The 15,298-nt window shown below is 43.9% G+C and carries 15 protein-coding genes; 6 read left to right on the top strand and 9 right to left on the bottom strand.

Going from position 1 to position 15,298, the window contains the following annotated elements; translation table 11 throughout:
* Positions 1-85: 85 nt before the first annotated feature.
* The 7 genes from MOF34_RS06005 to MOF34_RS05975 all read right to left on the bottom strand — a co-directional run bounded on the left by MOF34_RS06005 (position 86) and on the right by MOF34_RS05975 (position 6,385).
* The gene (locus MOF34_RS06005; RefSeq protein WP_268399134.1) at positions 86-622 is read right to left on the bottom strand and encodes an SH3 domain-containing protein; all 537 of its coding nucleotides are present in this window, start codon (positions 620-622) and stop codon (positions 86-88) included.
* 109 nt (positions 623-731) lie between these two features.
* Complete coding sequence (gene rbsB, locus MOF34_RS06000; protein WP_019715930.1) at positions 732-1,649, bottom strand: ribose ABC transporter substrate-binding protein RbsB; 918 nt, start codon at positions 1,647-1,649, stop codon at positions 732-734.
* A 13-nt stretch (positions 1,650-1,662) separates the two neighbouring features.
* A complete protein-coding gene (rbsC, locus tag MOF34_RS05995) occupies positions 1,663-2,631 on the bottom strand; it encodes a ribose ABC transporter permease RbsC (protein ID WP_014115411.1) in 969 nt (322 codons plus the stop codon).
* A gap of 1 nt (position 2,632) precedes the next feature.
* Entirely contained in the window at positions 2,633-4,114 is a 1,482-nt protein-coding gene (rbsA, locus tag MOF34_RS05990) for a ribose ABC transporter ATP-binding protein RbsA (RefSeq protein ID WP_268399130.1), read from the bottom strand.
* A 15-nt stretch (positions 4,115-4,129) separates the two neighbouring features.
* On the bottom strand, positions 4,130-4,525 hold the full coding sequence (gene rbsD, locus MOF34_RS05985; RefSeq protein WP_019715928.1) for a D-ribose pyranase: 396 nt from the start codon (positions 4,523-4,525) through the stop codon (positions 4,130-4,132).
* Complete coding sequence (gene rbsK / locus MOF34_RS05980) at positions 4,522-5,403, bottom strand: ribokinase (RefSeq protein ID WP_019715927.1); 882 nt, start codon at positions 5,401-5,403, stop codon at positions 4,522-4,524. Before rbsK ends, rbsD begins: the two co-directional genes overlap by 4 nt.
* Positions 5,396-6,385 carry a LacI family DNA-binding transcriptional regulator gene (locus MOF34_RS05975; protein ID WP_268399128.1) on the bottom strand — a complete coding sequence of 330 codons (990 nt, stop codon included), beginning with the start codon at positions 6,383-6,385 and terminating at the stop codon, positions 5,396-5,398. Before MOF34_RS05975 ends, rbsK begins: the two co-directional genes overlap by 8 nt.
* Positions 6,386-7,166: 781 nt before the next feature.
* Here MOF34_RS05975 and pgsB point away from each other — a divergent pair.
* The 5 genes from pgsB to MOF34_RS05950 all read left to right on the top strand — a co-directional run bounded on the left by pgsB (position 7,167) and on the right by MOF34_RS05950 (position 11,538).
* Positions 7,167-8,348, top strand: a complete 1,182-nt coding sequence (gene pgsB, locus MOF34_RS05970; RefSeq protein WP_019715925.1) for a poly-gamma-glutamate synthase PgsB — start codon at positions 7,167-7,169, stop codon at positions 8,346-8,348.
* 15 nt (positions 8,349-8,363) lie between these two features.
* Positions 8,364-8,813 (top strand): poly-gamma-glutamate biosynthesis protein PgsC, encoded by a 450-nt coding sequence (gene pgsC / locus MOF34_RS05965; protein WP_003227889.1) that lies wholly within the window; start codon positions 8,364-8,366, stop codon positions 8,811-8,813.
* Between the two features lie 18 nt (positions 8,814-8,831).
* A complete protein-coding gene (gene pgsA / locus MOF34_RS05960) occupies positions 8,832-9,974 on the top strand; it encodes a capsular polyglutamate synthetase PgsA (RefSeq protein ID WP_268399126.1) in 1,143 nt (380 codons plus the stop codon).
* 14 nt (positions 9,975-9,988) lie between these two features.
* Complete coding sequence (gene edmS, locus MOF34_RS05955) at positions 9,989-10,156, top strand: extrachromosomal elements maintenance protein EdmS (protein WP_268399124.1); 168 nt, start codon at positions 9,989-9,991, stop codon at positions 10,154-10,156.
* 140 nt (positions 10,157-10,296) lie between these two features.
* On the top strand, positions 10,297-11,538 hold the full coding sequence (locus MOF34_RS05950; RefSeq protein WP_268399122.1) for a C40 family peptidase: 1,242 nt from the start codon (positions 10,297-10,299) through the stop codon (positions 11,536-11,538).
* A 35-nt stretch (positions 11,539-11,573) separates the two neighbouring features.
* Here MOF34_RS05950 and ywtE read toward each other — a convergent pair whose 3' ends face one another.
* Together ywtE and MOF34_RS05940 are read right to left on the bottom strand one after the other, a co-directional pair.
* The gene (ywtE, locus tag MOF34_RS05945; protein WP_268399119.1) at positions 11,574-12,434 is read right to left on the bottom strand and encodes a 5-amino-6-(5-phospho-D-ribitylamino)uracil phosphatase YwtE; all 861 of its coding nucleotides are present in this window, start codon (positions 12,432-12,434) and stop codon (positions 11,574-11,576) included.
* Between the two features lie 156 nt (positions 12,435-12,590).
* Positions 12,591-13,559 (bottom strand): LCP family protein, encoded by a 969-nt coding sequence (locus MOF34_RS05940; protein ID WP_268399116.1) that lies wholly within the window; start codon positions 13,557-13,559, stop codon positions 12,591-12,593.
* Between the two features lie 333 nt (positions 13,560-13,892).
* Here MOF34_RS05940 and MOF34_RS05935 point away from each other — a divergent pair, with 333 nt between their 5' ends.
* Positions 13,893-15,266, top strand: coding sequence for a sugar porter family MFS transporter (locus tag MOF34_RS05935; RefSeq protein ID WP_268399115.1), 1,374 nt, complete (start codon positions 13,893-13,895; stop codon positions 15,264-15,266).
* Positions 15,267-15,298 lie beyond the last annotated feature (32 nt).

The raw sequence follows: 15,298 nt of genomic DNA, 5'->3' as shown, positions 1-15,298 counted from the left end.
CAATATTTCCTGAGAAATATCGTGGGGATGTGACAAATCAACCCACCATAAAAGGGATTCCGCATAAACACGGAATCCCTTTCAGTTATTTTGTCATGTGTAAGTCCTTTGTTTTCATATAACCTGTCGCACCGCCGTAATCAACGAATACCCAATCAAAATCAAAACCGTCTTTTTTTGTTTTACTCCAGCCTAAAAAAGAAACGCTTGTGTCTGCTGGAAGAGTCTTGATGCTTTTTCCTTCAGCGAATGTATATACTTTCGTCTTTGTTTTGGTTTTTACTGTTGTAGCTGCTTTTACAATGTAATGAGTGGAGACAAAGCCGGTTTTTCCGTTTTTATAATGAACCTTTGCCCAGTCAGCGTTTGCGAAGGAAATCAGTTTTAAGCTGTCGCCCAAGTGCAGCGTATCGGCTTTCTGGCTTAATGCGGAAGCTTTCGTTCGGACATGTAACGCCTCTGCTGACACCAAATAAGAATCAATCGGATAACTGTATAAATCATCAATGCTTACCGTTGTTTCTGGCTGTTGAGCATGGATCGTGCTTGCTACTCCTGCAGAAGCAGCAGTCATCCCAGCTGCAAGTGCGAAAGTGGATAGTATTTTTGTTGTTTTGTTCATTTCGTTCCTCTCCTCACGTAAGAGAAATAACTCACTCTATATCCCTATTCACGTTTTCACAGATTCCTAAACATCAAAAAGGATCAGATAAAAATCTGATCCAGGGCAATTATTTTTGTGTTTCTAGTTTGAGAGGTGCGGATATTGTTTTTTTCACTTTTTTTCCGTGCAAAATATCATCTGCTGCTTCTGTAGCCAGTTTACCGATTAATTCAGGCTGCTGAGCCACGGTGGCTGAGAGCTTTCCATCTTTAATGGAAGCGAGCGCATCTTTATTGCCGTCAAATCCAATCACTAAAATATCTTTTCCCGAGCTGTTAATTGCCTCAAGAGCACCGAGCGCCATTTCATCATTGTGAGCAAAAACAGCTTGGATATCCGGGTGTCCCTGCAACAGGTTTTCCATGACAGTCAGGCCTTTGGTACGGTCAAAGTCGGCTGATTGCTTAGTGACAACGTCGAGCTCTTGATCTGAGATGTTATGAAATCCTGAGCCCCTTTCCCTTGTGGCAGATGCGCCGGGCACGCCTTCAAGCTCTGCCACCTTTGCACCTTTTCCAAGTTTGTCAGCAATGAATCCAGCAGCCATTTCACCGCCTTTTACATTATCGGAAGCAACGAGGGTTTCAACTTTTCCTTGTTCAGCGGAACGATCGATTGTTACAACGGGCACACCGATTGCGTTTGCAGATTGTACTGCCGTTGAGATCGCTGAAGAATCAGTCGGGTTGATTAACAATGCATCGACACCTTGCTGGATTAAGTCTTCCACATCACTCGTCTGTTTCGATGAATCATTTTGTGCATCGACAATGATGATTTTCAATCCCCGTTTTTCAGCTTCTTTTTCGATGCCCTTTTTTAATGAGACAAAAAAGGGATTATTAAGCGTTGAGACGGACAAGCCGATGGTGAATTCCTTTTTGTTACCCGAATTTGTCGGCTTTGCCCATTGGGGGGGCTCAAGCGAACAGGCAGTTAATAAAAACAATGATAACGTTAAAATGACAGATACAGCCTTTTTCATGTGAAAAACCCTCCTATGCTGACTTTTTGCGGTCTAATAATACCGCAATTAAGATGACAATCCCTTTGACAACCAGCTGATAAAACGATGAGACGCCAAGCAGGTTGAGCCCGTTATTCAATGTGCCGATGATCAGCACCCCGATTAACGTACCGATAATGCGACCGCGGCCGCCAGAAAGACTTGTTCCGCCTAAGACGACCGCTGCGATAGCATCCAGTTCGTACGATTCTCCGGCAGTCGGCTGTGCTGAATGCAGACGAGAAGTCAATATCGCACCGGCAAGGGCGGATAAAAGCCCGGCTAAAGAATAGATCATCACTTTCACGCGCGTCACTTTAATGCCAGAAATGAGCGCGGCTTTTTCATTGCCTCCGATTGCGTACGTTCTGCGCCCGAACGGTGTTTTATGAAGAAGCACCCAAAGGATGACAAAGGCAAGAACCATCGTAATCGCCGGTACAGGAATACCTAAAAAGTAGCCGCGTCCGAACAGCTGAAAAGCGTAGTTTGTGCCAAGTCCGGTAATTGGATTTCCGTCTGTATACACAAGCGTCAGCCCGCGAAATACAGTCATGGTCGCAAGCGTTGCGATAAAGGGCGCCATTTTTCCTTTTGTGATCAATAGTCCGTTGATCATTCCGAGTACGGCACCAATGATACAGCCGAGGATGATCGCGAGAACTGGATCGACACCGGATACAATCATCCCCGCAACTAAAGCGCTGGATAGGGCAAGAATAGCGCCGACAGAAAGATCAATGCCGCCTGTTAAAATTACAAAGGTCATGCCGAACGCGATTAGTCCGTTAATGGCGACCTGGCGAAGCAGGTTTAGAATATTCAGCGGTTCAAGAAAGCTGGGATTTAAAATAGATACAATGATAACGAGAATAAATAAACCGAGAAACGGGCCGAGTTTTTGCATCACTCCGTCGAAGTGAATCCGTTTTTGTTCTGTTTGCAGTTGTTCCGTTTTCATATTACCGCCCTCCCGTGGCAAGTGTCATAATTCGTTCTTGTGTTGCTTCCTGCGCATCGATTTCCCCGCTGATTCTGCCTTCATGGACAACGATAATGCGATCGCTCATCCCGAGAATTTCCGGCAGCTCTGATGACACCATAATGATGGCGACGCCACGCTCAGTCAGCTCATTCATCAGTGAATAAATTTCCCGTTTCGCGCCAACATCAACACCTCTGGTTGGCTCATCCAAAATAAGCACTTTCGGTCCAATCCCGATCCACTTGGCAATCACTACTTTTTGCTGGTTGCCTCCTGATAAATGGCGTGCGTGCGTTTCTGATGATACCGTTTTGATAGTGAGGCGTTTGATTAAAAGATCGACAAACTCAGCTTCCCGCTTGTAATCAATGAGACCTTTTGGAGAAAAGCTGGACAGATTAGGCAACGCAATATTCTCGCGAATTGAGGTGTCGAGCAGCAACCCTTCATCTTTGCGGTTCTCTGTGATAAAGCCGAGCCCTTTTTTTACCGCATCCTGCGGGTTCTTAATCGCTGTCTTTTTTCCGGCGATCCATATCTCACCCGAGTCCAGCCTGTCAACGCCAAACAGCGCTCTCATGATTTCTGTCCGGCCGGCTCCCATCAATCCGGAGACACCGACGATTTCACCGGAACGAATGTAAAAGCTAACATCTTCAAAACGTCCTTTGACGGAGGCTTTTTTCACCTCGAATATTTTGTCGCCGAGAGAAGGAATGCGCTTCGGATATCGTTCAGTCAGCTCGCGTCCGACCATTTTTTTGACGACTTCATCAAAATTGGTTTCTGAGATGTTGGTTGTATCTACCGTTTTTCCGTCACGCATGATGGTGATTCTGTCGCAAATCGCAAAAATTTCTTCCATCCGATGAGAAATGTATACAATGGATACGCCATTCTTTTTTAACGCTGTCATCACCTCAAAGAGCTTGCTGATTTCCCGTTCCGTCAAAGCAGCGGTAGGCTCATCCATAATAATCACCTCGGCATTTGTCATGAGCACTTTTGCAATTTCAATCATCTGCTGCTGCCCGACGGAACACTCCCCGGCTTCTTGATCAAGAGAAAGGGAGACAGACAGTTTGTCAAATTGCTCTTTTGCTAACGCTTTCATTTTTCTTGTTTGTAAAACGCCTAGCTTAGAGGATATCTCTTTTCCGATAAATAGATTCTCAAGAACGGTCATTTCCGGCCAGATATTCAATTCCTGATGAATAAAGGCTATTCCATGTTGCTCCGCTTCTTTCGGATTGGAAAAGTACGTTTCGTGTCCGTTTATGCGGATTTGCCCTTTATCGGATTTATGCAGGCCTGTCAGTATGTTCATAAGCGTGGACTTGCCGGCGCCGTTTTCTCCCATTAATGCGTGAACCTCGCCAGGCACGAGCTGAAAAGAAACGCCTGACAGCACTTGGTTTTTTCCGAATGCTTTATGAATGTCTTTCATTTCAATCTGCATGTTCCATCCTCCTTTCTAGAAAAGCACACCCGCCTGCAGGATGCAGTTGGCATACGGTGTGAATTCACCTGTTCTTATAATGGCTTTTGCTTCTTTTGTCAGCAGCTTAAACTCCTCGTGAGAAAGGTATTCAATCTCCTGTTCAGAAAAAAGGTTCTCTAGACATCTCGCATTCTCCTGATTAGAGACTTTTATTTCACTTGCAGCAATAACTTTTTCGACGACCATCTCGTCCGCGAGAACTGCCGCTGTATCTTGAAAAGCCGGAAAACCCGGCTTCAGTGAAAGATCAATTTTCAAAACGCCGTCAGGTACGGGCAGCCCTGCATCCGCGATGACAATTTTATCAGTGTGGCCAAGGTCGGCTAAAAGCTTGGCAAGATGGCTGTTCAGTATACCGTGTTTTTTCATGACAGCAGCTCCTCTACTTCTTTTCTAGTCGGCATTCCGCCTTGAGCGCCGAAGGAACAGACAGAAAGGGAAGCAGCACGATTGGCAAACCGCAATGCGGCTTCAATGTCTTTTCCCTCAGCCAGAGCCACGGCAAAAGCTGCGTTAAACGTATCTCCGGCTCCGGTTGTATCAACGGGCTCTACGGGGAAGGACGGGATGAGGCGCTCTTTGCTGCCGGTTGAATAGCGGACGCCTTGTTTTCCTTCCGTAATAAAGAGCTTCGCTGGATAAAGCGCCAAGGCTTCAGAAACGGTAAGACCAGGGAATAAGATCGACGCCTCGTGTTCATTCGGCGTGAGATAGGTGGCGTGATCAATTGTTTCTTGTAACAGCGGGCGGGCCGGTGCCGGGTTGAGCATGATCGGGATATCGTGAGAATGGCAGTATCTGCACACCTCATCAACCGTTTCTTCCGGAATTTCCTGCTGAATCAGGACCATATCAACCTTTTCAATCTGATCAAGCGCGTCTATCGCGAATGATGGAGTGATATCATCGTTCGCACCTTTGACAACGACAATGCTGTTATCACCTTCAGCAAGCACAATGTGGGCGGTTCCGCTTTCCTGGTGTGTAACCGGTTCCATATAGTCGGTACAAACGCCGTTTGCTTTTAGATTTTCCAAAATGGCTGTTCCATAATGATCATCCCCGACCTTGCCGACCATAAACACGTGGGCGCCAAGTCTGGCAGCAGCAACGGCCTGATTTGCTCCTTTACCGCCCGGCACTGTCTGAAAGGACGTGCCAAGTACCGTTTCTCCGGCCTTTGGGCGTTTGTCCGAGGTGACCACTAAATCCATAGAACAGCTTCCAATCACACAAATATTACGCATCATGATCTTCCTTTCTTGTCGTCTGTCTTCTTATATAGGTGACAGGCATTTGAATCGCCGTTTCTGTCAGCGGCTGTTTTTTGATGATACGCAAAAGCAGTTTGGCCGCTTCTTTTCCCATATCATATGCGGGCTGTTTAATTGTAGACAGTGGCGGGAACAGCAGCTTGCTTTGCGGTATATCATCATAGCCGATAATTTGAATGTCTTCGGGAACATTTCTTCCGAGCCGCAAAGCTTCATGTAAAACTGCAGCGGCTTGAATATCATTACTCGCAATCACACCGTCTGTCTCAGGATAAGCCGCAAACAGCTCCTTCGCCATCGATTGTGCATCCTTAAAAGAAAATGAAGCCGTCTCGATGACCTGAAAATCAGCATCAGCCTGCTGCAAGATTTCCAAAGCGCCGTTAAAGCGGTCTTGAACGGTCGGCAGGTGAGCGGGTCCTCTCAAGAGCGTGATGCGCTTGCTTTTACCGTAAATGATGACTTCGGCGGCTAATTTTCCTCCTATATAGCCGTCACTGGACACAGAAGGGGCGCCTTCAGGTGTTCTGTCCAGAAAAACGACTGGGTGATTCATGCCGCTGTATTCCTCAAGATCCGGGTAATTCGTTGCAGCAATAATGCCTGCAACATGATTTTGCTTAAAGGTTTGAAGGTACTCAAGTTCTTTTTTTAATTCCTCGTCACTGTTTCCAAAAATAAGGCGATAGCCTTCCCGGTTCAATTCATCCTCCGCACCGCGGGCAAGCTGGGGGAAGAAAGGGTTTGTGATATCCGGGAGCAAAAGCCCGATCAGCCGGGATTCTCTCTTATAAAGAGATCTGGCGACTTCATTCGGGTAATAGTTCAGTTCTTCCATCGCCGCTATGACACGTGTTCGTGTTTCTTCGTGTACATAGCCGTTGTCATTCAGGACGCGGGAAACCGTTGCAACTGAAACGCCAGCCGCTCCGGCGACATCTTTAATTGTAGCCACAACAGCTCCTCCTTGTTAATGTAACCGTTTACATAGATAGATTATCATGCACAAATCATAAATTGCAACAAAAATATAAAAGAAAAGTAATTATAAAATGTATATATAATTTAGAAATTTGAGGTTTTTGTTCTTTTTTTAACAATGTATTCACAAATATGGATGAAGATTTCATGAACAAATATTAAGATTTATTAAGATTATTTCAAAGTTAAGTGTTTAGACCTGTAATTGAGAAGAAACAGAAAAGACTATATACCTAAAAAATGTTTAATTATGTTAAAGGATACGGACTCTTATTTTCAGAATTTTTAAAGAAGGTCTATATAGTCATTTTGGTATGGGCCTTGATTTGCCTTTCCTATGTAAAAAGGTCGACAAGATGATCTTGTCCTTAGGAAACAGGAAGAAACTATTTTGTGTTTATAAGAACTGGAAACCCGCATGAGGGCGGGAAAATATTGATAAGACGGGCTGAGAAAAACCTAATTTGAAATTCATAGCACATGCAATCTGCAAGGTGTGACTATAAGTCTAAAAGTAGGCTAGGGAAAAAATGAAAGCGTATACCTTGCAATTTTTAAAATAATAGACAAGGTGTAAGTCCTGGGGTTTTCCAAAAATAGAAAACAATTTGTAGGTACAAAATCTCTTTCATAAGAGAAGTTTGGCTTAGTGGATGAGGGAAGATTATGTTACATAATGCCGATTGAGAATTCATAGTGATTCTATATACTGATGAATGAATTTACAACAATATAGAAGGAGATGTCGAAAAGCAATGTGGTTACTCATTATAGCCTGTGCTGTCATACTGGTCATCGGAATATTAGAAAAACGCCGACATCAGAAAAACATTGATGCCCTCCCTGTGCGAGTGAATATTAACGGCATCCGAGGAAAATCGACTGTGACAAGGCTGACAACCGGAATATTAATAGAAGCCGGTTACAAAACTGTTGGAAAAACGACAGGAACGGACGCAAGAATGATCTATTGGGATACACCGGAGGAAAAGCCGATTAAACGGAAACCTCAGGGACCGAATATCGGCGAGCAAAAAGAAGTCATGAGAGAAACGGTAGAAAGAGGAGCCAACGCTCTTGTCAGTGAATGCATGGCCGTTAATCCGGACTATCAAATTATCTTTCAGGAAGAACTTCTTCAAGCTAATATCGGTGTCATCGTAAACGTGCTGGAGGACCATATGGATGTCATGGGGCCGACGCTCGATGAAATTGCAGAAGCGTTTACCGCTACTATTCCTTATAATGGGCATCTTGTCATTACAGATAGTGAATATACCGAGTTCTTTAAACAAAAAGCAAAAGAACGAAACACAAAAGTCATCATTGCTGATAACTCAAAAATTACAGATGAATATTTGCGTAAATTTGAATATATGGTATTCCCTGATAACGCTTCTCTGGCGCTAGGTGTGGCTCAAGCACTCGGCATTGACGAAGAAACAGCGTTTAAAGGAATGCTGAATGCGCCGCCAGATCCGGGAGCAATGAGAATTCTTCCGCTGATCAGTCCGAGCGAGCCTGGGCACTTTGTTAATGGGTTTGCTGCAAACGACGCTTCTTCTACTTTGAATATATGGAAACGTGTAAAAGAAATCGGTTACCCTACCGATGATCCGATCATTATCATGAACTGCCGCGCAGACCGTGTGGATCGGACACAGCAATTCGCAAATGACGTATTGCCTTATATTGAAGCAAGTGAACTGATCTTAATCGGTGAAACAACAGAACCGATCGTAAAAGCCTATGAAGAAGGCAAAATTCCTGCAGACAAACTGCATGATCTAGAGTACAAGTCAACAGAAGAAATTATGGAATTGTTAAAGAAAAGAATGCACAACCGTGTCATATATGGCGTCGGTAATATTCATGGCGCCGCAGAGCCTTTAATTGAAAAAATCCACGAATACAAGGTTAAGCAGCTCGTAAGCTAGGAGGATAATGCAGACATGTTCGGATCAGATTTATACATTGCACTAATTTTAGGGGTACTACTCAGTTTGATTTTTGCAGAAAAAACAGGGATTGTACCGGCAGGACTGGTTGTACCGGGATATTTAGGACTAGTGTTTAATCAGCCGGTCTTTATTTTACTGGTTTTGCTAGTGAGCTTGCTCACTTATGTCATAGTGAAATATGGTTTATCCAAATTTATGATTTTGTACGGACGCAGAAAATTCGCTGCCATGCTGATTACAGGGATCGTCCTGAAAATCGCGTTTGATTTTCTATACCCGATTGTACCATTTGAAATCGCAGAATTTCGAGGAATCGGCATCATCGTGCCAGGTTTAATTGCCAATACCATTCAGAAACAAGGTTTAACCATTACGTTCGGAAGCACACTGCTATTGAGCGGAGCGACCTTTGCTATCATGTTTGTTTACTACTTAATTTAATGTAAGGTGTGTCAAACGATGAAAAAAGAACTGAGCTTTCAAGAAAAGCTGCTGAAGCTGACAAAACAGCAAAAAAAGAAAACCAATAAGCACGTATTTATTTCCATTCCGATCGTTTTTGTCCTCATGTTCGCTTTTATGTGGGCGGGAAAAGCAGAAACGCCGAAGGTCAAAACATATTCTGACGACGTTCTCTCAGCCTCATTTGTCGGCGATATTATGATGGGGCGTTATGTTGAAAAAGTAATGGAGCATAAAGGGACAGACAGTCTTTTTCAGTATGTTGAACCGATTTTTAAAGCCTCTGATTATGTAGCAGGAAACTTTGAAAACCCGGTAACCTATCAAAAGAATTATCAACAAGCAGATAAAGAGATTCATCTGCAGACGAATAAAGAATCAGTGAAAGTCTTGAAGGATATGAACTTCACGGTTCTCAACAGCGCAAACAACCACGCAATGGATTACGGCGTTCAAGGCATGAAAGATACACTTGAAGAGTTTTCGAAACATAACCTCGATATCGTTGGAGCTGGATACAGCTTGAGCGATGCGAAAAAGAATATTTCGTACCAGGAAGTCAATGGGGTAACCATCGCGACGCTCGGCTTTACCGATGTATCCGGAAAAGGTTTCGCGGCTAAAAAGAATACACCGGGCGTGCTGCCCGCAGATCCTGGAATCTTCATCCCTATGATTTCAGAAGCGAAAGAACATGCGGACATCGTCGTTGTGCAGTCACACTGGGGACAAGAATATAACAATAATCCAAACGACCGTCAGCGCCAGCTTGCGAGAGCTATGTCTGATGCGGGAGCTGATATCATTGTCGGCCATCACCCGCACGTCTTAGAACCGATTGAAGTATATAACGGAACCGTTATTTTCTACAGCCTCGGTAACTTTGTTTTTGACCAAGGCTGGACAAGAACGAGAGACAGTGCACTGGTTCAGTATCACCTGAAGAAAAACGGAACAGGCCACTTTGAAATAACGCCGATTGATATCCATGAAGCGACGCCTGCACCGGTGAAAAAAGGAAGCCTGCAACAAAAAACGATTATTCGCGAACTTACAAAAGATTCTAATTTCGCATGGGAAGTGAAAGACGGAAAACTGATGTTTGATGTTGATCATAGCGATAAACTAAAATCTAAATAATCGGAGTGATAAAGATGAAATTTGTCAAAGCCTTCTGGCCGTTTGTTGCCGTAGCTATCGTGTTCATGTTTATGTCAGCTTTTAAATTTAATGATCAGCTGACAGATCAGGAAAAGCAGAAGATTGATACGGAAATCCACAAGATCCAACAGCAGGAAGAACCGGCAAACGCCAATAAATAATTAAAAAAAGAGAGTGTCTGATGAGGCATTCTCTTTTTATTTGCCCAGCATATTCATTCTGTGAAAATATCAAAAAGTCTCTTAATAAATTCAAAAAAATACCGATGTTAAAACTGCAAACAGAGGAGGAGATAATAAAAGTGAAGACACTGGCAAACTGGAAGAAGTTTTTGCTTGTGGCGGTTATCATTAGTTTTTTGGGATCAACTATTACAAAAGCGGAGATTGCGGAGGCTGATATGTCATCTGAACTGGTGATCAGCGAAGCAAAAAAACTGCTTGGGTATCAGTATAAATATGGCGGTGAAACGCCGAATGAGGGATTCGATCCTTCGGGATTGATTCAATATGTTTTCAGTAAGGCTGATATTCATCTGCCGAGATCTGTGAACGACCAGTATAAAGTCGGAACGGCCATAGTGCCGGAAGACCTGAAGCCGGGCGATATTTTGTTTTTCAAGAAAGAAGGAAGCAGCGGGACAACACCGACACATGACGCTCTTTATATCGGAGACGGCCAAATGATTCACAGTACGCAATCAAAAGGGATTATCATTACCAATTACACAAAAAGCAGCTATTGGAGCGGCACTTATATCGGGGCAAGACGAATTGCAGCTGATCCGGCAACAGCTGATGTTCCTGTCGTTCAGGAGGCCGAAAAATATATCGGCATTCCATATGTGTTTGGCGGGAGCACACCGTCAGAAGGCTTTGATTGCTCAGGACTCGTGCAATATGTATTTCAGCAGGCACTCGGCATTTATCTGCCGCGATCAGCCGAACAGCAGTGGGCAGTAGGCGAGAAGGTGGAGCCTCAGTACATAAAGCCTGGTGATGTCGTCTATTTCAGCAATACGTATAAATCGGGAATTTCACATGCAGGGATTTATGCAGGCAGTGGAAGGTTTATTCAGGCAAGCCGGTCAGAAAAAGTAACCATTTCTTACTTGTCAGAGGATTATTGGAAATCGAAGATGACAGGCATTCGCCGATTTGACAACCTGACAATCCCGAAAGAAAACCCGATTGTGTCTGAGGCAACACTTTATATCGGAGAAGTTCCTTACAAACAGGGCGGAGTGTCTCCAGAGACAGGATTTGATACAGCTGGATTTGTCCAATATGTATACCAGAAAGCAGCCGGTATTTCCCTGCCTCGCTACGCAACAAGCCAGTTCAAAGTAGGAACTAAGATTGAGAAGGCAGACCTGAAACCGGGAGACATTGTGTTCTTCCAATCAACTAGCCTAAATCCGGCTATCTATATCGGAAATGGACAAGTTGTTCATGTCACATTATCAAACGGTGTGACCATTACCAATATGAACACGAGCACGTATTGGAAAGATAAATATGCGGGAAGTATACGGGTGCAATAAAAGACAAAGACTCCAGAATCTCTGGAGTCTTTTCTTTATGCATATTGGCCGGAAAGAAGCTGGTCTATAAAGTAGGCAACACCATGTTCATCATTGCTTTTTGTGACAAAGGTGCTTTTTTCTTTTAATTCATCGATCGCATTTTCCATGGCGATACGGTGTCCGGCGACTTCAAACATGGACAAATCGTTCGGACTGTCACCAATCGCATAGATATCCTGTGTTGCAATTCCGTATATTTCAGCCAGCTCTGTCAGCGCGCGTCCTTTTCCTGAAGAGGCTGGCAGGATTTCGATAATATGTTTTCCAGAAGAGGTCTGCGCCAGTTTTTTATGATGTTTCAGCTCTTCTTTCGCTTGTTTCAGCTTGTCCATATCAAAGGAGAAGCAAAGAAGCTTATAAATGTTTTCACTGCCGTCAAAAACCGATTCGATATGAGGGATCGGTTTAATGCCAAACTGCTTGAACTGAGTCATGGCTCCTTGCCACAATTCATCCGTCTTCTCGTTGGGATTTGCGCTCTTTAGAATATCAAGCTCCGCATGCAGCTTAGCTTCGCCGTCAAAAGGAGAAAGCAGATGGTCATCTGTATATACCTCAAAGTAGATGTTTTTTGACAGTAGGTAATCAGCGATCGCTTTACCGGCCTCCTGATCCATTAATGTCCGGCTGATCAGGCGGTAGCCTTTGTCATGAACGGTACCGCCATTTGCCGCAATGATAGGGATATCCAAGTCTTCCAGCAACGCTTTTACATCAAAAGTCGCTCTTCCCGTGCAAATGGTGACGAGGATACCGGCGTCAACGGCCCGCTTGATCGCCGCTCTGTTTTCTGCAGAAATGACGCTCTCTTTATTCAGTAATGTACCGTCTAAATCAATCGCAATTAATTTCATATGTAGGGGGAACCTCCTTAAAAATGAAGCTGCTTCGTGTAGTATGTTCAGCTTTACTGTGAAACATAATCCATATAAACCAAGGCTAAACGTTACTTTGATCATTTTCAACAAGAAAATATGTAAAACGGGATGGCGATTACGCCATCCCGTTCATTATACACCTAAATCGTTTTGCAGCTCTTCTTTAACTTCCTGCAGTTTTTGTTGGTTCAATTTTAAATAATAAACTCCAGAAGGTTCATAATCGTAACCCGTCAGCTGAATAGAATCAACCGATTTCAATGAAGTGAGGAACGGGAACAAACCGATGGCATCTTTAAGAGATAAGTTCATTTTCAGATTTTTCCCCATCGTATCCACAATATCATCATAAGCCGGGATTGAGCTTAGTGATTTTGATTTGTCCAAAATGGCGCTCAGCACTTCCATTTGTCTTTGTCCCCGCAAAAGGTCACTGTCCGCTTTGCGTGTTCTTACGTAAGCGAGTGCTTCTTCTCCATCAAGCGTTTGTGTTCCCTTTTGAAGAACCACTTTACCTTTTGTATCTTTTTTGATTTGCTGAATGACTTTATCGCTCTTTACTGTTACTTTGACGCCATTCAGCTGATTTACAACGTCTTCAAAAGCTGTGAAATTGCTTTCGACGACATAATCGACGGGAATATCCAGCATTTCCTCAACTGTTTTCACAGTAAGGTCAACGCCGCCATAGGCATGAGCATGTGTAAATTTATCATAGCCATGGCCTGGTATGTTTACATAGGCATCACGCGGAATGCTCAGCATTTTAGCTGTTTTTTCTTTCCGGTTAAATGTAACCAGCACATTCGCGTCACTTCTAGCCTGATCGACAGTCTCGCCTTTTTCCTCTCTGGCATCAATTCCTAAGAGCAACACAGAGAAAGAATCTTTTCCTGGATCAAATTCTTTAATCCGTTTTACTGATTGTTCTCCGCGTGCAAGGTTAACGTGAGCCTCCTTAGAAGCATTGTTTAGTTTCACATAAGCATAGGTGCCGACAGATCCTGCCGCAATGATTAGAAAAGCCATCAAACCGGCAACGATTTTCACCCATTTTCTAAGTCTTCTCTTTTTCTTTCTCCGATGTGTTCGTTCTTCCATATCAATACCTCTCGATTCTGTAATATTTGAAGAGTACCATTTATTTTGCCATGGGGCAACTCCTGGATAACATTTTTCGATAAATATTCCTATATTTATAAGTTCATAAGTCTCTATTGTTGAAGATAGATAATGTTATTGTGCTGAACCACCTTATATTGGACGTCGCAGCAGATAAAATGTTTCGACGGTGTTGAAAAAACACAAGTAAATGATTGGAAACTCATTTAGCCAGAATAAAAAGGTTTAATGGCCAGAAAAAAAGGCTAAAAGATTTCTAAAAAACTCCACAGGTGGAATGATTGCAACTGATGGAGAAAGGGAGTCATTTTTATGAAAAAGCAGTCCAATATATGGCTATATTTTTTCGGCGCTCTTGGGGGCGCGTTATACGGTTATGATACCGGAGTGATTTCCGGAGCTATTTTATTTATGAAAAAGGACTTAGGCTTGAATGCCTTTACGGAAGGACTTGTTGTCAGCTCCTTATTGGTTGGGGCGATATTAGGCTCAGGAGCGGCCGGCAAGCTAACTGACCGTTTCGGAAGGAGAAAAGCGATTATGGCAGCCGCGCTGCTGTTTTGTATAGGAGGTCTGGGTGTGGCCCTTGCCCCGAATACGGGAGTCATGGTGCTGTTTCGCATCATTTTGGGACTTGCAGTCGGAACATCGACAACAATCGTGCCGCTCTATTTATCTGAACTTGCTCCAAAACATAAGCGCGGGGCGCTGTCATCTCTGAATCAGCTGATGATCACAGTCGGCATCCTACTATCTTATATCGTCAATTACATATTTGCCGATGCCGAAGCGTGGCGCTGGATGCTGGGATTGGCTGCTGTGCCGTCGCTGCTTTTGCTCATTGGCATTTTGTTCATGCCGGAGAGCCCGCGCTGGCTGTTTACGAATGGCGAAGAGAATAAAGCGAAAAAGGTTCTCGAAAAATTGCGTGGCACAAAAGATATTGATCAGGAAATACATGATATTCAGGAAGCAGAAAAGCAGAATGAAGGCGGCCTGAAGGAGCTGTTCGATCCATGGGTGCGTCCCGCACTGATTGCCGGCCTGGGACTGGCGTTTCTGCAGCAATTTATCGGAACTAATACGATCATCTATTATGCGCCAAAGACCTTTACAAACGTTGGATTCGGAAACTCTGCATCGATTTTAGGAACGGTCGGAATCGGCACAGTCAATGTTATCATGACATTAGTAGCAATTAAAATCATCGACAAGATCGGAAGAAAGCCGCTATTGTTATTTGGGAATGCCGGGATGGTAATCAGCTTAATCGTTCTCGCGCTGGTGAATCTCTTTTTCGATAACACCACGGCTGCCTCATGGACGACTGTCATTTGCTTAGGTGTATTTATCGTTGTCTTTGCGGTCAGTTGGGGCCCGGTTGTCTGGGTGATGCTTCCTGAATTGTTTCCGCTCCATGTCAGAGGAATCGGTACTGGTGTATCAACATTGATGCTGCACGGTGGGACACTGATTGTTTCACTTACCTATCCAATATTAATGGAAGCGATCGGCATCAGTTATTTATTCCTGATTTATGCCGCAATCGGTATCATGGCGTTCTTATTTGTCCGTTTTAAAGTGACAGAGACGAAGGGTAAAAGCCTTGAAGAAATTGAGCAAGATTTAAGGGACAAAAACGGACAGGGAGGATCTGCCGGAAAACAGCAGACTGTCGGAACATAAAAAAGGGTGCGCGATCATGCGGACCCTATTGG

Origin of the sequence: Bacillus sp. T17B1 (genome assembly GCF_026796395.1) — a bacterium.
In the GTDB taxonomy this organism is placed as follows: Bacteria; Bacillota; Bacilli; order Bacillales; family Bacillaceae; genus Bacillus; species Bacillus spizizenii_A.
Note: the sequence above shows the minus strand (reverse complement) of the source record. Positions and strands in the feature narration are given on the sequence as shown.